Annotated in this window: 18 protein-coding genes and 2 pseudogenes; 14 read left to right on the forward strand and 6 right to left on the reverse strand. The window is 73.2% G+C overall.

Annotated features, from left to right (window positions below):
- Together HTZ82_RS22160 and HTZ82_RS22165 are read right to left on the reverse strand one after the other, a co-directional pair.
- Positions 1-1409, reverse strand: a pseudogene (locus HTZ82_RS22160) (ABC transporter permease); the annotation flags it as partial.
- On the reverse strand, positions 1406-1882 hold the full coding sequence (locus HTZ82_RS22165) for a hypothetical protein (RefSeq protein ID WP_175411204.1): 477 nt from the start codon (positions 1880-1882) through the stop codon (positions 1406-1408). The gene HTZ82_RS22165 and the pseudogene HTZ82_RS22160, both read right to left, overlap by 4 nt.
- Positions 1883-1964: 82 nt before the next feature.
- Here HTZ82_RS22165 and HTZ82_RS22170 point away from each other — a divergent pair, with 82 nt between their 5' ends.
- From HTZ82_RS22170 to HTZ82_RS22190, 5 genes are all read left to right on the forward strand, one after another.
- On the forward strand, positions 1965-2534 hold the full coding sequence (locus tag HTZ82_RS22170) for a hypothetical protein (RefSeq protein WP_175411205.1): 570 nt from the start codon (positions 1965-1967) through the stop codon (positions 2532-2534).
- Positions 2509-3837 (forward strand): ABC transporter substrate-binding protein, encoded by a 1329-nt coding sequence (locus tag HTZ82_RS22175; protein ID WP_175411206.1) that lies wholly within the window; start codon positions 2509-2511, stop codon positions 3835-3837. The genes HTZ82_RS22170 and HTZ82_RS22175 overlap by 26 nt, the downstream gene beginning before the upstream one ends.
- A gap of 56 nt (positions 3838-3893) precedes the next feature.
- Positions 3894-5180: a glycosyltransferase family 4 protein gene (locus HTZ82_RS22180; protein ID WP_175411231.1), complete on the forward strand. Its 1287-nt coding sequence runs from the start codon at positions 3894-3896 to the stop codon at positions 5178-5180.
- Positions 5177-5953 (forward strand): hypothetical protein, encoded by a 777-nt coding sequence (locus tag HTZ82_RS22185; protein WP_175411207.1) that lies wholly within the window; start codon positions 5177-5179, stop codon positions 5951-5953. The genes HTZ82_RS22180 and HTZ82_RS22185 overlap by 4 nt, the downstream gene beginning before the upstream one ends.
- 83 nt (positions 5954-6036) lie before the next feature.
- The gene (locus HTZ82_RS22190) at positions 6037-7128 is read left to right on the forward strand and encodes a YafY family protein (protein ID WP_254712033.1); all 1092 of its coding nucleotides are present in this window, start codon (positions 6037-6039) and stop codon (positions 7126-7128) included.
- 10 nt (positions 7129-7138) lie between these two features.
- Here HTZ82_RS22190 and ctaD read toward each other — a convergent pair.
- Positions 7139-8719, reverse strand: a pseudogene (gene ctaD, locus HTZ82_RS22195) (cytochrome c oxidase subunit I); the annotation flags it as partial.
- 340 nt (positions 8720-9059) lie between these two features.
- Between ctaD and HTZ82_RS22200 the strand changes: the two are divergent.
- Entirely contained in the window at positions 9060-9278 is a 219-nt protein-coding gene (locus HTZ82_RS22200) for a proteinase inhibitor I78 (RefSeq protein WP_175411209.1), read from the forward strand.
- Between the two features lie 96 nt (positions 9279-9374).
- Here HTZ82_RS22200 and HTZ82_RS22205 read toward each other — a convergent pair whose 3' ends face one another.
- Positions 9375-10436 (reverse strand): phosphatase PAP2 family protein, encoded by a 1062-nt coding sequence (locus HTZ82_RS22205; protein WP_175411210.1) that lies wholly within the window; start codon positions 10434-10436, stop codon positions 9375-9377.
- 470 nt (positions 10437-10906) lie between these two features.
- On the opposite strand from HTZ82_RS22205, the gene HTZ82_RS22210 reads away from it, so the two are divergent.
- Positions 10907-12724 carry an MFS transporter gene (locus HTZ82_RS22210; RefSeq protein WP_175411211.1) on the forward strand — a complete coding sequence of 606 codons (1818 nt, stop codon included), beginning with the start codon at positions 10907-10909 and terminating at the stop codon, positions 12722-12724.
- Positions 12725-12808: 84 nt separating this feature from the next.
- Positions 12809-13999, forward strand: a complete 1191-nt coding sequence (locus HTZ82_RS22215; RefSeq protein ID WP_175411212.1) for an acyl-CoA dehydrogenase family protein — start codon at positions 12809-12811, stop codon at positions 13997-13999.
- Positions 14000-14029: 30 nt separating this feature from the next.
- On the opposite strand, the gene HTZ82_RS22220 is transcribed toward HTZ82_RS22215, so the two are convergent.
- On the reverse strand, positions 14030-14464 hold the full coding sequence (locus HTZ82_RS22220) for a cell division protein SepF (RefSeq protein ID WP_175411213.1): 435 nt from the start codon (positions 14462-14464) through the stop codon (positions 14030-14032).
- Positions 14465-14753: 289 nt separating this feature from the next.
- On the opposite strand from HTZ82_RS22220, the gene HTZ82_RS22225 reads away from it, so the two are divergent.
- From HTZ82_RS22225 to HTZ82_RS22240, 4 genes are all read left to right on the forward strand, one after another.
- Positions 14754-16094 carry a DUF5685 family protein gene (locus HTZ82_RS22225; RefSeq protein WP_175411214.1) on the forward strand — a complete coding sequence of 447 codons (1341 nt, stop codon included), beginning with the start codon at positions 14754-14756 and terminating at the stop codon, positions 16092-16094.
- 18 nt (positions 16095-16112) lie between these two features.
- On the forward strand, positions 16113-16937 hold the full coding sequence (locus HTZ82_RS22230; RefSeq protein WP_175411215.1) for a DUF1684 domain-containing protein: 825 nt from the start codon (positions 16113-16115) through the stop codon (positions 16935-16937).
- Between the two features lie 136 nt (positions 16938-17073).
- Entirely contained in the window at positions 17074-17982 is a 909-nt protein-coding gene (locus HTZ82_RS22235; protein ID WP_175411216.1) for a S1 family peptidase, read from the forward strand.
- Between the two features lie 104 nt (positions 17983-18086).
- Positions 18087-18572 (forward strand): hypothetical protein, encoded by a 486-nt coding sequence (locus HTZ82_RS22240; RefSeq protein ID WP_175411217.1) that lies wholly within the window; start codon positions 18087-18089, stop codon positions 18570-18572.
- A gap of 8 nt (positions 18573-18580) precedes the next feature.
- Here HTZ82_RS22240 and HTZ82_RS22245 read toward each other — a convergent pair whose 3' ends face one another.
- A complete protein-coding gene (locus HTZ82_RS22245) occupies positions 18581-19480 on the reverse strand; it encodes a DUF4231 domain-containing protein (RefSeq protein ID WP_175411232.1) in 900 nt (299 codons plus the stop codon).
- Between the two features lie 244 nt (positions 19481-19724).
- Between HTZ82_RS22245 and fxsA the strand changes: the two genes are divergently transcribed.
- Complete coding sequence (fxsA, locus tag HTZ82_RS22250; protein WP_175411218.1) at positions 19725-19889, forward strand: FxSxx-COOH cyclophane-containing RiPP peptide; 165 nt, start codon at positions 19725-19727, stop codon at positions 19887-19889.
- A 9-nt stretch (positions 19890-19898) separates the two neighbouring features.
- Entirely contained in the window at positions 19899-22136 is a 2238-nt protein-coding gene (fxsB, locus tag HTZ82_RS22255) for a radical SAM/SPASM protein FxsB, inactivated metallohydrolase extension form (RefSeq protein ID WP_175411219.1), read from the forward strand.
- Positions 22137-22159 lie beyond the last annotated feature (23 nt).

Below are 22159 nucleotides of genomic sequence, written 5' to 3' on the forward strand. Positions count from 1 at the left end.
CCCCGGCGCAGCGCCGCCACCGCCGCCAGCGCGCCCGCCAGGATCAGCAGCTCCAGGACGTAGTAGCGGCGGTCCGCCGTGAACCCGTCCGGGCGGGCGGCCGCAAGACCCGCCGTCGCGTACGGCTGCGCCAGGACGAACCGGCTCACCGCCACGCCCACCGCCAGCGTCACCAGCGCCAGCGCGAGCCCCCGCCGCCGGATCGCCGGCCATCCCGTCAGCAGGCCCAGCGGCGCCACCAGCAGCACCGCCACCGGCAGTGCCGCCAGCTCCGGAAGGCGCGGCAGCCCCGGCATGCGCCCGGCAGCCAGCAGGGCGGTGAACAGCGCGCCGAGCCCCGCGTACGCCGCCTGCCCCAGCGAGATCTGACCGCCCCGCCCCGTCACCACCACCAGCGACAGCAGGATCACCGCCAGCGCGGGCACCTGCACCGACGTCCTCAGGTCCGAGCCCGCGAAGCCCAGCGGCAGCGCCAGCAGCACCGCCACCGCCAGCCACAGCCCCGGCGGCACCCGCGCCCCCGCCGTCGCGCCCCGCGCCAGCACGTCCCGCGCGCCCGCCGCCACGGCCGGCAGCGCCAGCGCCGCCACGAGCAGCGCCACCACGAACAGGTTCGCGCCCACCGCCTGCACCAGCGGCCCCGCCCACCCCGGCGGGTGAAAGCGCGTCAGCTGGGCCTGGCCCACGCCGATCGCCAGCGCCGTCAGCACCGCCACCGGCAGGCTCCGCATCCGTGCCGCCACCGCCACCGCGATCACCTCGACGACCAGCAGCGGCAGCCCGAACGGATCGAGCCGTACGTACGGTGCCAGCAGCACCCCGGTCAGGCCCGCCGTGAACGACCCGAACGCCCACCCGACCGCCGCCACCCGGTCCGCCGCGATCCCGCCCAGCGCCGCGAGCTCCCGGTTGTCCACCACCGCCCGCAGCTCCCGCCCCAGCCGCGTCCACCGCGTCACGGCGCCCACCGCGCACGCCACGGACACCGCCACCGCGAGCTGCGCCCACGGGTCCCTGCCCAGCAGCACCGGCACGTCCGCCCGCGCCCCGCCGCCCCACACCAGCGTGGCGCCGCCCACCAGCAGCACGAACACGCCGATCGACGCCACCAGGTTCTGCGCCGGGTCCGCGCCGAGCACCGCCGCAGGCCGGAACACCACCCGGTCGAGCACCAGCCCGATGCCCGGCGCCACCACCAGCAGCGTCACGCACGCCGCCGCGGCGAGCGGCCAGCCCCACTCGACCACCAGATGGCGCAGGACGTACGCGCAGACCATCGCGACCGCGCCGTGCGCCAGGTTCAGCACACCCGTCGCCCGGTACGTGACGATCAGGCCGATCCCGGTGAGCGCCGCCGCGCTGCCGATCGCCAGACCGGCGAGGACGAGTTCGTACGTCAACGAGCTCACGGCCCGCCACCACTCCCGCCCCCGGTTCCGCCTCCGGCCCCGCCCTCAAGGTCCGGTGCGCACACCGGGCACGGTTCGAGCTTCGCGTCGCCCACCGGCGCCACGTCCGGTTTGCCCGCCACCAGGGGGCAGTCCGGGCGGTGCGCGAGCGTCCCGTCCGGCACCCGCACCGGTGGGTCCTGGGACGACGGGCGGAAGGTGCCCTCCTCCGCGCCCTGCTCCGCGCCCACCTCCCGGCCCGGCTCACCCGTGTCGCCGTTCCCCGGCCCGCCCCGCGGCGCCGCACCCCCCGACGCGGCCACCCACACCGCGCCCGCCACCAGCAGCGCCGCCCCCGGCACCGTCGACGACGCCAGATAGGCGAGCTGCCGTTCCGCGAACCGCTCGCCCGACACGCCGTACCAGCCGACGACGCACAGCACCGCACCCCCCGCCAGAGCGGCGATCCCGCCCCACCACAGCAGTCGCGGCATCCCGGATCCTCCGCTGGCGATACGTCATGATTGTTTGCACTATGCCCGTGAATGCCCCCTGCTCGCGAAGGAACAGAGCCCGATGGTGAGCCAGATGGTCCACAAGAACCCCGGCCGCAAGCGGCGCACCGCAGCGCTCGCGGCCGCCGCGATCCTCGTCCTCCTCCCGCTGGCCACGGCCTGCGGCGACGACAACGGCGACGGCGCGGTCGAAACGCCCCCCGTCCCCACGCCGACCGCCATCGCACCGACCACCGTCCAGCCCACAGGCACCCCGCCGGCCGAACAGCCCGCCGACCCCGCGGCGGCCCGGCAGGAGATCGAGGAGAACTGGGCCACCTTCTTCAACGCGCAGGCGTCCACGGACGACCGCATCGATGTCCTGGAGAACGGGGAGCAGCTGCGCCAGGTCTTCACGAACTTCGCCGACGACCCGAACGCCTCCCGGACCTCCGCCAAGGTCACCGACGTCACCTTCGCCTCACCCACCCGGGCGGAGGTCACCTACGACCTGATGGTCGGCACCGCCACGCCGCTGCCCGCGGCGAAGGGCACGGCCGTCCTGGAGGACGACACCTGGAAGGTGTCCCAGACCACCCTGTGCGCCCTGGTGAAGCTCAGCGGGAATGCCGCGGCCGTCCCGGGCTGCTGACCTCCTCCTCCGGGCGGCGCTCGCGGGCCTGCTCGCCCTGAGCGCCGCCTGCGGCAGCCGTCTCCCGGAGAGCGACTTCGAACCCCGGCGCCCCACCGCGGGAACCGGCACCGGCGATGCCGGACCGCCGGTCTGGGTCGGCATCATCACCAGCGCCACCAGCCCCGTCGGCGGCGAGGTCTTCACGGGCCCGCGCGACGGTGCCCTCGCCTACTTCGCCGCGCTCAACGCCGACGGCGGTCTCGACGGCCGCCGTGTCGAGGTCCTCACCTGCGACGACGGCGGCAGCGGCGTCGGCAACCAGAACTGCGTCAACGAACTCGTCGGCGAACGCGACGTGTTCGCGCTCGTCGCCACGACCTCACTCGACTACGCCGGCGCCTCCCGGGTCTCCGCCGCCGGCGTCCCCGACATCGGCGGCCAGCCCATCACGCCCGCGTACGAGACGTATCCGCACCTCTACAGCATCTACGGCAGCGACGCGCCCCGCACCGGCGGCAAGCCCGGCTGGAACGGCGTCCTGTACGGCGGCACCGAGGTCTACCGCTACTTCAAGCAGCGGCACGGCGCTCGCACCGCGGCCGTCGTCTCCTACAACCAGCCGGCCTCCGCCGCGTTCGCCCGGCTCGTCACCGAGGGGCTGCGGGCCGAGGGCTACCGGGTCGTCGGCGAACAGGTCGACTTCGTCCTGCCGAACTTCCGCGCCGTCGCGGCCGACCTCCGTGCGCAGGGCGCCGACCTGGTCTTCGACGCCCTCGACAGCCACGGCAACGCCCGCCTGTGCGAGGCGATGGACGCGGTCGGCGCCACCGTCACCGCCAAGGTCACCAACGTCCAGAACTGGAACTCGGCCGTCCCCCGCGACTACCGCGCCGCACCCCGCTGCCGCAACGCCCTCTGGGTGACCGGCTCCAGCCGCAACTACGACGAGACGTCGCACCCGGCCGTCCGCGCGTTCCGCGCCGCCATGGACACCCACCGCGAGGGCGTCACCCTCCGCTCCCAGTGGCAGCTCGAAGGCTGGGCCGCCGCCATGTGGTTCACCGACGCCGCCCGCTCCTGCCTGGCCGGCGACGGCAACGGCCTCACGCGCGCGTGCGTCGAGCGGTTCCTCAACCGCGACGAGCCGTACACCGCCGACGGCCTCCTCCTCCCCGTACGGTTCCGGCACCTCCCCGAGCCGCCGGAGACCAGCCGCACCTGCCTGTCCGTGGCCCGCTGGCAGGACGGGCGCGGCTGGGTCACCCAGGGCGACATGAACACGAACTGCGCCACCGTGCCCCAGCTCGGCTACCGGCCGTGAGAGCCAAGTACAGTCCACCCTTGACGACCTTTCGACCAGGGGGACGCGGCGACGCGATGCGCATTTCTTTCCTGCTCCACAACGCGTACGGGATCGGCGGCACGATCCGTACGACGTTCAACCTCGCCCAGGCGCTCGCCGCCCGCCACGACGTCGAGATCGTGTCCGTCTTCCGCCACCGCGAGGAACCCACCCTCGGCGCCCCCGCGGGCATCACCATGAAGCACCTCGTCGACCTGCGCCGCGGCAGCCCCACGTACGACGGCACCGACCCCGACTACAAGCGCCCGGCGAAGGTGTTCCCGCGCGGCGACGGCCGCTGGAAGCAGTACAGCCGCCTCACCGACGCCCGTATCGCCGCCCACCTGAGGTCCCTCGACGCGGACGTCGTCGTCGGCACCCGCCCCGGCCTCAACGTGCACATCGCCCGCCAGGCCCCGCGCGGCCTCGTCCGCGTCGGCCAGGAGCACCTCACGCTCGACAGCCACGGCTACCGGCTGCGCCGCGAGATCGGCTTCCGCTACCCCCTCCTCGACGCCGTCACCACCGTCACGGAGGCCGACGCCCGCTCGTACCGCACCAAGCTGAAGCTGCCGGGCGTACGCATCGACGCCGTCCACAACAGCGTGCCGAAGCCCACTGTCGAGCCCGCCGACTCCACCGCCAAATGGGTCGTCGCGGCCGGCCGGCTCACCAAGGTCAAGCGGTACGACCTGCTGGTCGAGGCCTTCGCGAAGGTCGTCGCCGCCCGCCCCGACTGGCGGCTGCGGATCTACGGCTCCGGCGACGCCACCGGCAACGAGAAGAACGCCCTGCGCGCCCTGATCGAGCAGCACGGACTGCACAACCACGTCTACCTGATGGGCCCCGCCAACCCCCTCGAACCCGAGTGGGTCAAGGGCTCCGTCGCCGCCGTCACCTCCCGCCTGGAGTCCTTCGGCATGACCATCGTCGAGGCGATGCGCTGCGGTCTCCCGGTGGTGTCCACGGACTGCCCGCACGGCCCCCGCGAGATCATCGACGACGGCGTCGACGGACGGCTCGTGCCCGTCGGCGACGTCGACGCCGTCGCGGACGCGCTGCTCACCCTCATCCAGGACGACGACCTGCGGCGCCGTACCGGGCAGGCCGCGCTCGCGGCGTCCGAGCGGTTCGACCCGGCCCGGATCGCCGAGCGCCACGAGGCGATCTTCACCGAGCTCGTCGCGCGCGGCCCCGGCTCGGCCCGTGCCCGGGGCCGTACCCACGACCTCCTGCACCGCGCCCGCGGCGCCGTGCTCGACGCCGCCTACACCGCCCGCTACCAGGCCGCCGACGTCCTCCGGAAGGGGAAGCGCGCATGACCGGATCCACGGCCGCCCCCCAGGGCGCCCCGCGCGCCGACTGCGTCGCGGACTCGGCGGGCGGCATCACCTTCGACATCGCCGTCGACCTCCCGGGCGAACTGGTGCTCGTGCTGCGCCGGCGCGGCGCGGACCCGGTCGACGAGGTGCGGCTGCCGCTCACCCCCGCCGGCGGTGGCCACTCGCGGGCCGCCCTGCCCAGCACGGTCGAGCTCGCCGAGGGCCGCTGGGACGCGTACGTCGGGGACCTCCCCGTCGAGCCGGGCGTCCGGGACGTCCGGGCCGTCGTGGACCGGGTCCCGGAGGCCACCGGACCGGTCACGGCGCGCGTCCCGTACCCGACGGCCGACGGCCGGCTCGCCGTGCGCAGCTGGGTCCGCGGCCCGCACGCCGAGGCCGGCGACCTCACCTTCGGGGAGGCCTGCTGCACGGTCGAGGGCACGCTGTACGGGACGGAGCTCGGCGCCGGCGCCACGGCCGAGGCGCGCCTCGGCGGCACGGTCCACCGTGTGCCGGCCGACGGCGAGAAGGACACCTTCACGTTCACGCTCCCGTACGACCTGGTCGCGAAGCCGCCGCTGGACAAGCAGCAGCTGTGGGAGCTGTGGCTGCGCCCCGCCGAGGGCGCGGACGCCATCCGCGTGTCCCGGATCCTCGACGACGTGTGGGACCGCAAGAACGTGTTCGTGTACCCGGAGCACCAGGGCGACGGCTACCGCGCCGCCCCTTGCTACACCACCGACAACGACCTCTGCGTCCGCGTCACGCCGTAAGCCCTGGCGATGTCCTGAGCCCGCCCCGGCGGCCNGGCCGTCGCGGACCGTACCCGTCCGCGACGGCCGGCAGACTCGGGCGCATGTTGGAGACCTCGGCACGACTCCTGCGCCTGCTGTCACTCCTCCAGGCACACCGTGACTCGTCCGGCCCCGCGCTGGCCGAACGGCTCGGTGTCACGCCCCGCACGGTACGCCGGGACGTCGAGCGGCTCCGGGAGTTCGGCTACCCGGTGCACGCCACGCCCGGCACCGGCGGCGGCTGCCAGCTCGGCGCCGGCGCCCGGCTGCCGCCGCTGCTCCTGGACGACGAGGAGGCCGTCGCGGTCGCCGTGGGCCTGCGCACCGCGGCGGGGCGCGGCGTCGAGGGCATCGGCGAGACCTCCGTACAGGCCCTCGCGAAGCTGGAGCAGGTCCTGCCCGACCGGCTGCGGCGCCGCGTCAGCGCCCTCACCACGTTCACCGTGCCGATGCTGCGCGCCGCCCCGCACGCCGACCAGCAGGTCGACCCGGCCGTCCTGACCGAGCTGGCCAACGCCTGCCACGACAGCGAACGGCTGCGTTTCCGGTACCAGGACCACAACGGCTCCGAGAGCCGCCGCACCGTCGAGCCGCACCGTCTGGTGTGCACCGAGCGCCGCTGGTACCTGGTCGCCTGGGACGTGGACCGGGACGGCTGGCGCACCTTCCGCGCCGACCGGATCACGCCGACCCCGCCGCACGGGCCGCGCTGCGCTGGGGGTACCCCCTGGTCGAGCGCAGTCGAGACCTTGGGGGAGACCCCGCCGGCCGAGGACCTGGCCGCGTACGTCGCCCGGGGCGTGTCCACGGCGGCGTACACCGCGCGGGCCGTGATCCGGCTGCACACGACGGCCGCCGAGGCGGCGGAGCTGATCGGCCCGTCGGACGGGGTGCTGGAGGCCGAGAGCGACACCACGTGCCTGCTGCACACGGGCGCGAGCAGCCTGGACGTCCTCGTCATCCATGTCGTGCTGATGGGCCTGGAGTTCGAGGTGGTCGAGCCCGCGGTGCTCGACGACCACATCAGGACGGTCCGCGACCGGCTGTCCCGGGCTCTTGAGCGGTCCGCTCGCTCCGGTCCGTCCGCTCCGGCCGCTGGTACGCCGCGAAGTCCGGGTGGTGCAGATCGAACGCCGGCGACTCCGACCGGATGAGCGGCATCTCCAGGAAGTTGTGCCGGGGCGGCGGGCACGACGTCGCCCACTCCAGGGAGCGCCCGAACCCCCACGGGTCGTCCACGTCGATCCGCTGCCCGTACCTGGTGGTCCGCCAGACGTTGTACAGGAACGGCAGCGTGGACGCGCCCAGCAGGAACGAGCCGATCGTGGACGCCGTGTTGAGCGCCGTGAAGCCGTCCGCCGCCAGGTAGTCCGCGTACCGGCGCGGCATGCCTTCGGCGCCCAGCCAGTGGTGCACCAGGAAGGTGAGGTGGAAGCCGGCGAACAGCGTCCAGAAGTGGATCGCGCCGAGCCGTTCGTCCAGCATCTTTCCGGTGAACTTCGGCCACCAGAAGTACAGCCCCGCGAACGTCGCGAAGACGACCGTGCCGAAGACCACGTAGTGGAAGTGGCCCACCACGAAGTACGTGTCCGTGACGTGGAAGTCCAGCGGCGGCGACGCCAGCAGCACGCCGGTGAGCCCGCCGAAGAGAAACGACACCAGGAAGCCCACCGCCCACAGCATCGGCGTCTCGAAGCTGAGCGAGCCCTTCAGCATGGTGCCCGTCCAGTTGAAGAACTTCACACCGGTCGGCACGGCGATGAGGAACGAGAGGAAGGAGAAGAACGGCAGCAGGACCGCGCCGGTCGCGAACATGTGGTGCGCCCACACCACCACCGACAGGGCCGTGATGGTCATGGTCGCGGCGACCAGCGTCAGATAGCCGAAGATCGGCTTCCGCGAGAACACCGGGATGATCTCCGTGATGATGCCGAAGAACGGCAGGGCGATGATGTACACCTCCGGGTGCCCGAAGAACCAGAACAGGTGCTGCCACAGCAGCGCCCCGCCCGCCTCGGGAGCGAACACCACCGAGCCGAACCGCCGGTCCGACTCCAGCACCAGCAGCGCCGCCGCCAGCACCGGGAACGCCATCAGCACCAGGATCGAGGTGAACAGCACGTTCCAGGTGAAGACCGGCAGCCGGAACATCGTCATGCCCGGCGCCCGCATCCCGATGATGGTGGTCAGGAAGTTCACGGCACCCAGGATCGTGCCGAACCCGGACAGCGCCAGCCCCATGATCCACAGGTCGGCGCCGACCCCGGGGGAGTGGACCATCGAGTTCAGCGGCGCGTACGCGAACCAGCCGAAGCTCGCGGCCCCCGTCGGCAGCAGCAGTGACCCCAGCACGATCAGCCCGCCGAACAGGAACAGCCAATAGGCGAGCATGTTCAGCCGGGGGAACGCCACATCGGGGGCGCCGATCTGCAGCGGCATGATCTCGTTGGCGAACCCCGCGAACGTCGGTGTCGCGAAGAGCAGCAGCATGATCGTGCCGTGCATCGTGAACATCTGGTTGAACTGGTCGTTGCCGATCAGCTGAAGTCCGGGCCGCGCCAGTTCCGCGCGCATCAGCAGGGCCATCAACCCGGCGATCAGAAAGAACCCGAACGACGTGATCAGATAGAGATGGCCGATCTTCTTGTGGTCGGTGGTCGTCAACCAGTCGACCGCCGCCGCGGTCGGCCGGCGCGGCCGCTCCGGCACCGTCCCGACGGCCGCCCGAACGGTATCGGTCCCCATCTGCGCCCCTCCGTTTCGGCCGCTTCTCCGCCCCACGATGCTCGCGGCCGCCCCTGCGGATCCCGTGTGTTCACGCCGACCGGAAATGCGGGAATTCTGTGGAGAGCCCGTGAATCAGCCGTGCCCGGCGCCTTGCGCGTGACGTCGTGCGAGAAGAAATTCCGGCACCCCTGGAATAGCCTCCGAACGACCCTCCGGAAAATGCCGGGAACGGTGTTTCGGGGACCCGGACGGGTGAAAAAACGCACCGTTGTCGCGTGTCGAGTTCCTGTGACACAGATGTGACACACCGCGTACGGGAACATGGCCGATCCCCTGTAAGGGCACCTACCGTGGGGGCATGGGACCGATACCCGCGTCACCCCCCGCACAGCCCGATGACAACCCCGAGGCGTACGTCGGCCTCGACGAACGCGACGCCGAGCGGCTGGCCCGCTCCCGCGGCTGGACGACCGTACGGTCACTGCCGCCCGGCTCCATCATCACGCTGGAGTTCCTGGTCGGCCGGATCAACTTCGAGGTCCGCGACAGCACCGTCATCCGCTGCTGGGTGGGATGAGCCGGCCCGGGACGAGCCCGCCCGTGATGAGCAAGGGCCCCGGCCATGTCGTGGCCGGGGCCCTTGCCCTGCGTGTACGTACCGCCTGCCGGCGGATCAGCCGCCCGTCAGCGGGCGGGAGCGCGGCGGGCGGCGGCTGCCCGCCGGCGTGACCGGCGTCCGCTCGGAGCGCAGCGCCGCGTGGTGCGCCCGGGGCTGCGACAGCGTCGTACGGATGCTCGGCACGTGGCCCCCGGCCGCACCGGCCTGCGCCCCGGCCCCCGCACCGGCGGAGGTGGCGCCCACGGGCCCGGCCGCGGGCTCCCGCACCGGCTCGTCCAGGGCGTCGGCGGCCTGCCGCTGCGGCTGTATGGCGGGCAGCAGCCCGGCGGCCGAGGCCGCGGGCGTCGCCACGGGCCCGGCGGGCACCGGCCGCAGCCCCTCCCGGAGCCGGTCGCGCACACGGTCCCGTACGCCGAGGATCAGTGCCTCGGCGCGGGCGATCAGCGGCTCGCACCAGGGCAGCCCCAGCAGGATCAGCAGCCCGGCGGCCCAGCCGAGCAGGACGTCGCTCAGCCAGTGCGTGCCCAGGTAGACCGTGGTGAGACCGACGCCCAGGGCCACCACGGCGGAGAGCGCCGACAGATGGCGGCGGGCCCGCGGTGTCGTGGCGAGATAGGAGAGAATGCCCCAGGTGACCACGGCATTGGCGGTATGTCCGGAAGGGAATATATCGCCGCCCGCGAAGAGCTCGGCGGAGCCGATCTGCGTCGCGTAGTGCGGGCCGAGCCGGCCCAGGCCGATCTTGACGGCGCCCACCGTCACGTTCAGCAGCAGCAGCGCCGTACCCAGCACCAGCAGCGGCCGCAGCGTGTGCTGGCGCCACGAGCGCCAGCCGAGCCACGCCGCCACCATCACCGCGGTCGGACCGCGCTGGCCGAGCACCACGAAGTAGTCCAGCGGAGCGTGAAGTTCCGGCCACTGCTGATAGGGCCGGAACAGCATGACCTTCCAGTCGATGAGCACCAGCCACGTCGAGGCCAGTACGGCCACGACGATGGCGAGATAGAACACGGACGTCCCGCCGAAGAGGGCGAGACGGGTGCGGCTCATCCGCGGGATCTCAATCTTCGGCGGTTCCGGCTCCCGGTCCAGCCGGGCAAAGATGTCGGTACGCACCCAATCGACGTTACAGCGAGTGAGCGCCAGGCCAGGCCGATCAGGTCTCTTTGTGATGACGATGTGATGTGGAGTGGGTCTCGACGCCTGTTTATTCGGCGCTTATCAAAAAAACCTGCCGGTGTGCCGCCCGAATGCCGTAAGGGCTGCTTCCGTAAGGGGGAATGCGGACCGAGGAAATGCGGCGCACCGGCGCGCGCCGGTGAATTCACGCCCCCCGCCGGTGCGGCTCCGCGCCGTCCCGCGCGTGTCGCCCCTCCGGCTCCGCGCGCCGCGCGGCGTGTCGCGGGTGCCGCCCGGCGTGGCGCACGCCACACCTCTCGGCGTGTCGCGGTGAGAGCTGGGCCACGCACCACCCTCCCCACGTCACGTAGGCTGACGTCTCGCTCGCCCCGATGCCGGGCCGCCCCGCGGAACGTCCCCTCCCGGTGGCGCCCGCCGAGCGCGAGAGTTCCACGGGAGGTACGTACATGACGGGAACGACCACGTCCGGAGCGCGTCCGCGTGTCCCCGGAGGCGGTGCCAACCGCTGGGTCGTCCTGGTCGTCCTGTGCGTGAGTCTGCTGCTCGTCGCGCTCGACGCGACCGTCCTCCACGTCGCCGTCCCCGCGGTCAGCGAGGACCTGCGGCCCAGCGCCACCGGACTGCTGTGGATCGTCGACGCCTACCCGCTCGTGTGCGCCTCGCTGCTGATCCTCTTCGGCACGCTCGGCGACCGCGTCGGGCGCCGCCGGATACTCCTGGGCGGCTACGCCCTCTTCGGTGTGGCGTCCGCGGTCGCGGCCTTCGCCGACACGCCCGCCGTCCTGATCGCGGCCCGCGCGCTGCTCGGCGTCGGCGGCGCCATGATCATGCCGGCCACGCTGTCGATCCTCCGCGCGGTCTTCCCCGACCGGCGCGAACGGGCCACGGCCATCGGCATCTGGACCGCGGTCGCCGCGGTCGGCGCCGCCACCGGACCCGTACTCGGCGGATTCCTCGTCGAGCACTTCTGGTGGGGCTCCGTCTTCCTCATCAACATCCCGCTGATGGCGCTGATCCTCCCGGCGGCCCGCTGGCTGCTCCCGGAGTCGCGCGGCAGCGGCGACGGGCCGTGGGACGTCGTCGGCGCCCTGATGGCCGCCGCCGGTGTCCTCGGCGTCGTCCTCGGCGTCAAGCGGACCGGCGCGGGCGCCGCCTTCCTCAGCTTCCCGACGCTCGTCCCGCTGCTCGTCGGCGCCACCCTGCTCGTCCTCTTCGTACGGCGGCAGAGGCGCCGCCCGCACCCGCTGATCGACATGCGGATGTTCTCGCGGGCCGCCTTCACCACCTCCGTCGGCTGCATCGTCCTCGCGATGCTGGCGCTGGTCGGCCTGGAACTCATCGCCGTCCAGTACCTCCAGCTCGTCCTCGGCCTCACGCCGCTGGAGACCGGGCTGCGGCTGCTGCCGCTCACCTTCGCCGCGATGGCCGCCGGCGCCGCCGGCTCGTACGTCCTCGCCCGGCTCGGCCCGCGCCGCATGGTCGGCGGCGGGTTCGTGCTCACCGCGGGGTCCGTGCTGCTGCTCCTCCTCATGGGCCAGAACGACCGGCCGCTGCTGCTCACCGTCGGCTTCGTCCTGCTCGGCTTCGGTCTCCAGACGACGCTGTTCGGCGCGTACGAGTCGATGCTCAGCGAAGCGCCCGCGGACAGCGCGGGCGGCGCCGCCGCGATCGGCGAGACCTCCTACCAGCTCGGCGCCGGCATGGGCATCGCCCTGCTCGGCAGCGTCATGAACGCCGCCTACGCCCCCGGGCTCGCCGGTGTGCCCGGCGTCCCCGCGCCCGCGTCGGCCGCCGCCGCCAACTCGCTGACCGAGGCGTACCAGGTGGCCGCCCGGCTCGGCGGCGCCGCGGGCGACGCCCTCCACACGGCCGCGCGGCACGCCTTCGTGCACGGCCTCCACGTCACCCTGCTCGTCAGCGCCGCGCTGCTGCTCACCGGGGCCGCCATGGCCCTGCGGCTGCCGCGCGTGATGGAGTCCCCGGCGGACGCGGCGGACTGCGCGGCGGACCGCGCGACGGACCGCGCGGCGGAGGAAGCGACGGACGGTGCGGCGGACTGCGCGCCGGAGGAGCTGAAGCACCAGGAGGAGCACCAGCGCCCCGGCCTCCCCGCCCAGGCGTCCCCGCCCCTCACCGCCCGCGACACCGCACCCGCCCCCGTGGCGCGCGACCTCCCGCAGCCGCCGCGCGAGGTGTGTGAGGCGCGCGTGCCGGTGCGGCGCGCACCGGCGGAGCATGCGGGATCTGGACGCGCGGCACACTGAGCCGTAACGTCGGCGCCGCTGTGACTACCAACGGTAGTTTCACCCTGCCCGTTTCCTGAGGTTGGCCAGCCGCCGGAGGCCCGTATGTCCGCACCCTCGAAGCTCCCGCCGTTCGACCGCGAGGACCCCCTCGGCATCGACGACCTGCTCACGCCCGAGGACCTCGCCGTCCGCGACACCGTCCGCACCTGGGCCGCCGACCGCGTCCTGCCGCACATCGCCGAGTGGTACGAGAAGGGCGAGCTGCCCGTCATCCGCGAACTCGCCCGCGAACTCGGCTCCATCGGCGCGCTCGGCATGTCCCTGGAGGGCTACGGCTGCGCGGGCGCCGGCGCGGTCCAGTACGGGCTCGCCTGCATGGAGCTGGAGGCCGCCGACTCCGGCATCCGCTCCCTCGTCTCCGTACAGGGCTCCCTCGCCATGTACGCGATCTGGAAGTACGGCTCCGAGGAGCAGAAGCAGCGCTGGCTGCCGTCCATGGCGGCGGGCGAGACCATCGGCTGCTTCGGCCTCACCGAGCCCGACCACGGCTCCGACCCGGCCGGCCTGCGCACCCACGCCAAGAAGGACGGCACCGGCTGGGTCCTCAACGGCCGCAAGATGTGGATCACCAACGGCTCGGTCGCCGGAGTCGCCGTCGTCTGGGCGCAGACCGACGAGGGCATGCGCGGGTTCGCCGTACCGACCGGCACACCGGGGTTCTCGGCGCCGGAGATCAAGCACAAGTGGTCGCTGCGGGCCAGTGTCACCAGCGAGCTGGTCATGGACGACGTACGGCTGCCCGCGGACGCGGTGCTGCCGGGCGTGACCGGGCTCAAGGGACCGCTGAGCTGTCTGTCGCACGCCCGGTACGGCATCGTGTGGGGCGCCATGGGCGCGGCGCGCTCCTCCTTCGAAGCGGCGCTCGACTACGCGCGCACCCGGGAGCAGTTCGGCCGGCCCATCGGCGGCTTCCAGCTCACGCAGGCCAAGCTCGCCGACATGGCCGTCGAACTGCACAAGGGTGTCCTGCTGGCCCATCACCTCGGGCGGCGGATGGACGCGGGGCGGCTGCGCCCGGAGCAGGTGAGCTTCGGCAAGCTGAACAACGTACGGGAGGCCATCGAGATCTGCCGCACCGCGCGCACGATCCTCGGCGCGAACGGGATCTCCCTCGAATACCCCGTGATGCGGCACGCGACCAACCTCGAATCGGTGCTCACCTACGAGGGAACGGTCGAGATGCACCAGCTGGTGCTGGGCAAGGCGCTCACCGGGCTCGACGCCTTCCGGTGACCCGGGCTTCGCCGGTGAGCGGCCCTGCCCTCAGCTCTGGTTGAAGAAGCCGTCCTGGTCGCGGCCCCCGGGCTCCCCGTTGACGATCTGCGTGTCCGCGGGCGTCAGCAGGAAGACCCGGGTGGCCACACGCTCGATCGAGCCGCGGAGCCCGAACGTCAGACCGGCCGCGAAGTCGACCACACGCTTGGCGTCGTCGGGCTCCATGGACGTGAGGTTCATGATGACCGGGACGCCGTCGCGGAACAGCTCGCCGATGGCACGGGCGTCCCGGAAGCCGTCCGGGGACACCGTGGCGATCCGGCGGCCCTCCTCCTGGGCGGTCTCGGAGGCGACCCGCACCCGGGGGTCGGTGACCCAGGCGTCGCCGTTCTCAGCACCCTCGGCGTACTCGTCGTCGTAGTAGCGCTCGTCGTTGTCCTCGACGAGTCCCAGCCATGCACTGGCCTTGCGCACCGATCCCATCGACGCCTCCTTTCAACGCGGTCACGTGTGGTTCCGCACCCCTATGGTCGTCCATGATGCGGATTGCGCGCCAAGTGGATAGTCGCCGCGCGAGCGATTCGTGACGGGACTGGTGCAGTGGATATGGCGATTCGTCAGAGTTCTGCCTGCGTAGGGGCCATGAGCACCCCGCATTGTCACTCAAATATGACATTCGGACCGTATGGGTGAGGGGAGGGGACGTACGGGTGAACGGCCCCCGCCGCTACCATGCCCACCTGGCGCGCGAGAACGCACACGGGGGAGCGGCATGTTCGGAATCGTCAGGCCTTGCGCACACAGGCTCACAGAAGGCCTCAAGGCCGAGTGGACGGCCCATCTCTGCGGCCTCTGCCTGGCCCTGCGGGCCGACCACGGGCAGTTCGCCCGGGTCGCCACCAACTACGACGGGCTCATCGTCTCCGTCCTGACGGAGGCTCAGACAGAGCGCACCGCCGACGCCCGGCGCACCGCGGGCCCCTGCCCGCTGCGCGCCCTGCGCACCGCGCCCGTCGCCCGCGGCGAGGGCGCCCGGCTCGCCGCGGCCGTCTCGCTCGTGCTGGCGTCGGCGAAGGTACGGGACCACGTCACCGACCGGGACGGGCTGCTGGCCCGCCGCCCGGTCGCCGCCGCGGCCCGCCGGGTCGCGCACCGCTGGGGCGCGGCGGGCGCACGCACCGGACGGGAGCTCGGCTTCGACACCGCCGTCCTACTCGACGCCGTGGACCGCCAGGCCGGCATCGAGGCGCTGGCCGGGCCCGGCACGCCGCTGCTGACCGTCACCGAGCCGACCGAGACGGCCACCGCGGCCGCCTTCGCGCACACCGCCGTCCTGGCGGGCAAGCCGCACAACGCGGCGCCGCTGGCCGAGGCCGGCCGGCTCTTCGGGCGGCTCGCGCATCTGCTGGACGCCATCGAGGACCTGGACGCCGACGCCGCGTCCGGCGCCTGGAACCCGCTCGCCGCGACCGGCACGTCGCTCGCGGAGGCCCGGCGGCTCGCCGACGACGCGGTGCACGGCGTCCGGCTCGCGCTGCGGGACGCCGAGTTCGTCGACGACCGGCTGCTGCACCGGCTGCTCGCGCACGAGCTGCGGCGCTCCGTGGACCGGGCGTTCGGCACGACGAGCTGCTCGCACCCGGGGTACGGCGCCGCTTCCGGGACGCCCGGGACGCCCGGGACGCCCGGGCCGTACGGCACGCCGCACGGCAACCCGTACGAGGGCGGCGGCCAGGGCTACGGACCGTACGGCTCCGCCAACCCGTACGGGGGCGGACAGCCGGGCGGCCCCGGCGGGCCCGGCTTCGGCGGCCACGGCGGCCACGGCGGCCCGGGAGGTCACGGGGGCTTCGGTGGCCCGGGAGGTCCCGGTGGTCCTGGCGGTCCCGGCGGGATTCCGCCCCGGGGCGGTCGCTACCCGGACGGGCGCAAGCCGCCGCGCGGCTTCTGGGCCGGGTGCGGCGCCTTCGTCGGCCTGTGCTGCACCTGCAAGCTGTGCTGCGCCGACGAGTACGAGGGGCCCTGGTCGCGCAAGAAGCGGGAGGGCTGCTGCCACAAGTGCAACTGCGACTGCGGGCCCTGCGACTGCTGCTGCCCGTGTGACGGCTGCTGACGTCGTACGGTGTCCGGTATGAGCAGTACGCCCAGGACGAGCACCGACCCCGACCCGCAGCACGATCCGCAGCACGACTGGCAGCGCTGGCACGAGCGACGCACCGCCCAGGTCGCCTCCCCGTACGGCCCGCTCTCCCTCACCGGGACCCACTGGCTCGCCGACCACCCCGACGGCCGCCTCCCCTCCGTACCCGGCACCTGGCGCGAGGACGGCGACGCGGTGCTGCTGACCGCCGCCCCCGAGGACGGCATCAGCGTCGACGGCCGGCCGTTCATCGGTGACATCCGGCTGGCCGCCGACCACGTGCCCGTCCCCGAGTCCCGGGCCTCGGCCGGGGAGCGGCGGCTCGTGGTGATGCGCCGTGAGGGGCTCTGGGCGGTACGCGACTTCGACCCGGACGCCCCCGCACGCCGCTTCTTCACGGGCATCCAGGCCACGCCGTACGACCCGCGCTGGGTGGTGCGCGGCACGTTCCACCCGTACGAGGACCCGCGCAGCGTCCGCGTCGAGAACGCCGACGGACGCGAGCGGGGACTGCACCTGTCCGGCGAGCTCACCTTCACCCTGGACGGCACCGCGTACGCGCTCCAGTCCGTCGCAGAGGACGACGGGTCGCTGTGGGCCGTCTTCGCCGACGCCACCAGCGGCCAGGACAGCTACCGCTTCCGGTTCCTGCGCCCCGCCCCGCCCGCCCCCGACGGCACCGTCACGGTCGACTTCAACCGGGCGCTGCTGCCGCCCTGCGCGTTCGCGGCGCACTTCATCTGCCCGCTGCCGCCGCCCGGCAACACCCTGCCGGTCGCGATCACGGCGGGGGAGCGGCAGGTCCTCGCGGGCTGACACGCCCTCTTGCGTGGCGAGTTGAGCGCACCAATACTTCCCGAGCAGCGCTTGCCGGGACGCGATCCGTCCCGGCTGCGCCTCACGGGCCCGGACCCCACGGCCGGGCCCCCGATTCCCCTCGGGAGGAAGCGAAGTGAGGATCAAGCGCACCACCCCGCGCAGCGGCATCGCCAGACGGAGCCGTCTGGTCGCCGCCGCCACCGCCGTCCTGGCGGCGGCCGCCGCGTTCACCGTCCCCGCCACGCACGCCAACGCGGACGCGGCGGGCACCTTCACCGCCGACCAGCTGTCCGCCGCGGGCGACGCCGTCCTCGCGGCCGACGTGCCCGGCACCGCCTGGCACGTCGACACCGCGACCAACACCCTGGTCGTCACCGCCGACTCGACCGTCTCACGCGCCGAACTGGCCCGTATCAAGCGCGCCGCAGGACCCAACGCCGGCGCCCTGCGTGTCGAACGCACCTCGGGGACCTTCTCCAAGCTCCTGTCCGGCGGCGACGCCATCTACGCCGACAGCTGGCGGTGCTCCGCCGGCTTCAACGTACGGAGCGGCAGTACGTACTACCTGCTCACGGCCGGACACTGCACCGAGGGCGCCGGCACCTGGTACGTCAACTCGTCCCGCAGCACGGCCATCGGGCCCACGGTCGGCTCCAGCTTCCCGCGCAACGACTACGGCATCGTCCGCTACGACAACACCTCGCTGTCCCACCCGGGGACGGCCGGCAGCACCGACATCACCGGTGCCACCGACGCGTACATCGGCATGCCCGTCACCCGCACCGGCTCCACCACGGGCACCCACAGCGGCACCGTCACCGGCCTCAACGCCACGGTCAACTACGGCGGCGGGGACATCGTGCGCGGCATGATAAAGACCAACGTGTGCGCCGAACCGGGCGACAGCGGCGGACCGCTCTACTCCGGCAGTCTCGCCGTCGGACTCACCTCCGGCGGCAGCGGCGACTGCCGCACCGGCGGGACGACGTTCTACCAGCCGGTCACGGAGGCCCTGAAGGCCTACCGCGTCAGCGTCTACTGACACCGACGCGCTGACGGGAACGACACGAGCCCCCGCCCGCATCGCCTCGGCCGGCGGGCGGGGGTCCGAACGAGCACGGGGCACCGGGGGCGGGGGCGGGGCGGATGAAGCGCATCGGAGTGACGGGCCACCGGCACATCCCGGACGAGCTCCACACTCATGTGCGCGCCGCCATGACCGCCGTGTTCGACGGACACCGGGGCGGTGCGCCCCTGGAGGCGCTGTCCAGCCTGGCCGTCGGCGCGGACACGCTCTTCGCGGACATCGCGCTCGCGAGCGGCGCCGAGCTGACGGTCGTCGTGCCGAGCGGCGACTACGAGGACGGCTTCGCGGACGCGGCCGAACTGGCCCGCTACCGCGCCCTGAAGGACCGGGCGACGCGGGAGGTGCGGCTCCCGTACGCGCACGCGACGGACGAGGCGTACTACGCGGCGGGCGCGTACATCGCGGACAACTGCGACCGCCTGCTGGCCGTGTGGGACGGGGCGCCGTCCCGGGGGCTGGGCGGCACGGCCGACATCGTCGAGTACGCCCGGGCGCTCGGGAAACCGGTGACGGTGATCTGGCGCGCGGGGGTGAAGCGCCCCTGAGACACGCCCTACCGGCGGTGCTGGACCAGCCAGTCGGTGTGCTGGGGGGAGACGACGCGCTCCGTCTCGTACACGGCCGTGGGCCACTGGGATTCCGTGACGACCGTCTCCATCGCCGTGTGCATCGCCGCCAGGTCCTCCTCCACCAACGAGTGCGCCGCGATCAGCGGCTGGTGGCGGCGGATCTCGCTCCAGGCGACCGACGCGGCCGCCGCGGCCGACAACAGCCCGGCCGCGGCCGGCGACCCGCCCACCGAGAACGCGCGCAGCGCGCCCAGCAGCAGGGCCAGCAGGGTGAGCGCCGCCGTGGTCGCGGACCACAGGGCCGTCGCCCGGCGCGACACCACCTGGCGGCGGTGGTACCAGTTCCGCTGCTCGATCAGCCGGTCCCGTACGTACGTCTCCTTACGCACCCGGAACGGCTTCTCGCGCAGCATCCGCATGGCCGGGGTGATGAGTTCCGAACCGGACGCCTTCTCCGCCTCGCGCGGATCCGCCCAGCCCACTTTCCGTAATTCCGCCAGGCCTTCCTCAAGCCGGGAAAGATAAGCGCCGTCGACATCCGGGGAAGCCGAGTCGAACGGCGCCCCGTGCACCGCGTAACGCCACGACATCGACTTGATGAACTCCGCCGCCGAACGGTTCAGCTGCCACTGGGACTTCGGGCGCCGCCGCGAGGCACGGTAGGTGACCACCAGCACACCCGCGTACGCCAGCGCGCTCAGCGCGCCCGCCGGCTGGAACGCCCCGCCGATCCGCCAGGTCCCGGGCAGCGCCGCCAGGCAGGCGCCGAGCACCAGCAGGAGCAGCTGGAGGCGCGTGGCCTGCACGGCCTCCCGCTGGCGGGCGACCGCCAGTTCGTCCGCGCGGTGGAACAGCGCCGGCAGGTCCGCGTTGCGGAAGACCATGCTCTGGAGCGGGCCGTGATACCCGGTCATGCGCACCCCCGTCTGCGGTTTTGTCGTCACTCGTTCGATGGAATGGCTTGTTCCGGGTCGATCGGGGAATACTGGCGCAACGCTTTTGTTTCGTCCGCATGCGCTTGATTTGCTGCAGGTGGCCACGAGAGTAAAGTCGTGCCGCCGACACCGCAACGGTGCGGTTTCCCGCCGATCTCCATGGATCGACTCATATCCCTCAAGGACGGCCGCCGTGAGCGCTCAGACCTCCGTGACCTTCGCCGCGAAGAAGAACCGCGTCCCCCTCGCCGAGCTCGATGCGCGCGGCGCGGACGCCGCGAAGAGGCTCAGCCGCGTCCTGCCCGCGGAGAGCGCCGCCCGTGAACAGCGCTCCGCCACGTTCAACTCCGCGCTCTAGACTGGCGGAATGACCGGACCCCTGGTCCCCTTCCGCGAGATCGTCCTCAAAGTCCACAGCCGCTGTGATCTCGCCTGCGATCACTGCTACGTCTACGAACACGCCGACCAGACCTGGCGCACCCGCCCGAAGGTCCTCACCGACGAGGCCCTCACCTGGACGGCCCGGCGACTGGCCGAACACGCCTCGGCCCACTCCCTGCCCTCCGTGTCAGTGATCCTGCACGGAGGGGAGCCCCTGCTGGCGGGCCCCGCACGGCTGCGCCGCATCTGCGCGGAACTCACCCGGGCCCTCGCCCCGGTCACCGCCCTCGACCTGCGGATCCACACCAACGGCGTCCAGCTCTCCGCCCGCCACCTCGACGTCTTCGACACGTACGGGGTCCGCGTCGGCATCTCCCTCGACGGCGACCGCGCCGCCAACGACCGGCACCGCCGCTTCGCCGACGGCCGCAGCAGCCACCCCCTCGTGCTGCGCGCACTCGACCTGCTGCACAGCGAGCGCTACCGCCACCTCGACCTCGGCCTGCTCTGCACCATCGACCTCGCCAACGACCCGGTCGCCGTGTACGACGCGCTCACCGCGCTCGACCCTCCCCGGATCGACTTCCTGCTGCCGCACGCCACCTGGGAGCACCCGCCGCCCCGGCCGCCCGGCGCCGCGCCCACCGCGTACGCCGAGTGGATCCTCGCCGCCTTCGACCGCTGGAACGGCCAGGGCCGGCCCCTGCCCGTACGGCTCTTCGAGTCCGTCCTGTCCACGCTGGCCGGCGGGCCCAGCCTCACCGAGTCCCTCGGCCTGGCGCCCACCGACCTCGTCGTCATCGAGACCGACGGCAGCCTCGAACAGGTCGACTCGCTCAAGAGCGCCTACGAAGGGGCCGCCGCCACCGGCTTCGACGTGTTCCGCCACACCCTCGACGACGTCGCCGCACACCCCGGCGTCCAGGCCCGGCAGCGCGGTATCGACGGCGTCAGCGCCACCTGCCGCACCTGCCCCGTCGTCCGCTCCTGCGGAGGCGGCCTCTACACGCACCGCTACCGGCCCGAGACCGGCTTCGACAACCCGTCCGTGTACTGCGCCGACCTCGAAGCGCTCGTACGCGGCGTCGAGGACCGCACCGCCGCAGCCCTCGCGTCGCCCGCCGTCACCGACCCGGCCGCGCTCGCCGCCGAGCAGGGCGAGCTGACCCGCTTCCTCCTCGCCCGGCTCAACAGCGAGATCAACGAGATCAGCGAGGTCAGCGAGGTCAGCGAGAGCGCGGAACGCGGCGGCGACGGCGGCTGGGCCGAGGCGTGGGAGCTCGCCGGGCGCGTCGAACGCGAGCGGCCCGACGCCCTCGACGACGTCCTCGCCCACCCGTACACCCGCACCTGGCTCCTCGCCGCCCTCGACGCCCTCCGCGCCCACCGCCCCGACGGACTCGACCCGGCACGGCAGCTGGCCCGGTACGTCGTCGCCGCCGCCGTACGGGCCGGCCTCGACACCCCCGTACGGCTCACCTGGAACGGCCGCTTCCTGAACCTGCCCACGCTCGGCACCCTCCGCGTCGAGACCCCCGGGCCCCTGGAGCTGCGGGCCACCGGCGCCGGCGGCCTCCTCGTACGGAACGCGGACGGCACCGAGCGGCACATCGCCGCGCCCGCCGAACCCGGCGCCGGCTGGTTCCCCGTCCGGCGCGTCGGCGGTCTCGCCATCGACTGCCACGACCCGTGGCGCGACTGCTACGCGACCCCCGCCACCGGCCCCCTCGACGCGCCCCGCTCCGCCGACTGGACCGGCCGGATCACCCGCGCCCTCGCCCTGCTGCGCCGCGCCGGGATCCGGGGCCCCGAGCAGTACCTCACCACCCTCACGCCGCTCACCGGAACCGAGCCCTCCGTCGGACGCCACGGCCCCGGCGCCCTCGGCGTCCCGTACGACGGCTCCCCCGAGGACCTCGCCCGCGCCCTCCTGCGCGGCCACCGCCGCGCCCGGCTCCGCGCCCTGCTCGACATCACGGACCTGTACGCCCTGGACGGCGCCTGGACCCACCCGTCGCCTTGGCACGCCACACCCGTCCCGCTGTCCACCCTGCTCGCCGAGACATACGAGCGCGTGGCCCTCGCGGCGTACGAACCCGGCCACGCGGAGCCCCTCGACCGGGCCCTGGACCTGCTGGAGAACGCCCCGGAACTCACCGTCGACGGCAAACTGCTCCTCTCCGGACTGCGCAAGGACGCGAAAGAGGCCCCGTACCGACGTTGACCGAAAAGGGCCGGTGAATGACC

It is taken from the genome of Streptomyces sp. TRM64462 (assembly GCF_013362995.1).
In the GTDB taxonomy this organism is placed as follows: domain Bacteria; phylum Actinomycetota; class Actinomycetes; order Streptomycetales; family Streptomycetaceae; genus Streptomyces.

Coding starts and splice junctions, on each gene's coding strand:
- HTZ82_RS22165 (WP_175411204.1), bottom strand. CDS start 1,882: ATGCCGCGACTGCTGTGGTGGGGCGGGATCGCCGCTCTGGCGGGGGGT.
- HTZ82_RS22220 (WP_175411213.1), bottom strand. CDS start 14,464: ATGGGATCGGTGCGCAAGGCCAGTGCATGGCTGGGACTCGTCGAGGAC.
- HTZ82_RS22240 (WP_175411217.1), top strand. CDS start 18,087: ATGAAGCGCATCGGAGTGACGGGCCACCGGCACATCCCGGACGAGCTC.
- HTZ82_RS22175 (WP_175411206.1), top strand. CDS start 2,509: ATGCCGCGGCCGTCCCGGGCTGCTGACCTCCTCCTCCGGGCGGCGCTC.
- fxsB (WP_175411219.1), top strand. CDS start 19,899: ATGACCGGACCCCTGGTCCCCTTCCGCGAGATCGTCCTCAAAGTCCAC.
- HTZ82_RS22225 (WP_175411214.1), top strand. CDS start 14,754: ATGTTCGGAATCGTCAGGCCTTGCGCACACAGGCTCACAGAAGGCCTC.
- HTZ82_RS22230 (WP_175411215.1), top strand. CDS start 16,113: ATGAGCAGTACGCCCAGGACGAGCACCGACCCCGACCCGCAGCACGAT.
- HTZ82_RS22200 (WP_175411209.1), top strand. CDS start 9,060: ATGGGACCGATACCCGCGTCACCCCCCGCACAGCCCGATGACAACCCC.
- HTZ82_RS22190 (WP_254712033.1), top strand. CDS start 6,037: ATGTTGGAGACCTCGGCACGACTCCTGCGCCTGCTGTCACTCCTCCAG.
- HTZ82_RS22180 (WP_175411231.1), top strand. CDS start 3,894: ATGCGCATTTCTTTCCTGCTCCACAACGCGTACGGGATCGGCGGCACG.
- HTZ82_RS22215 (WP_175411212.1), top strand. CDS start 12,809: ATGTCCGCACCCTCGAAGCTCCCGCCGTTCGACCGCGAGGACCCCCTC.
- HTZ82_RS22210 (WP_175411211.1), top strand. CDS start 10,907: ATGACGGGAACGACCACGTCCGGAGCGCGTCCGCGTGTCCCCGGAGGC.
- HTZ82_RS22170 (WP_175411205.1), top strand. CDS start 1,965: ATGGTGAGCCAGATGGTCCACAAGAACCCCGGCCGCAAGCGGCGCACC.
- HTZ82_RS22185 (WP_175411207.1), top strand. CDS start 5,177: ATGACCGGATCCACGGCCGCCCCCCAGGGCGCCCCGCGCGCCGACTGC.
- HTZ82_RS22245 (WP_175411232.1), bottom strand. CDS start 19,480: ATGGTCTTCCGCAACGCGGACCTGCCGGCGCTGTTCCACCGCGCGGAC.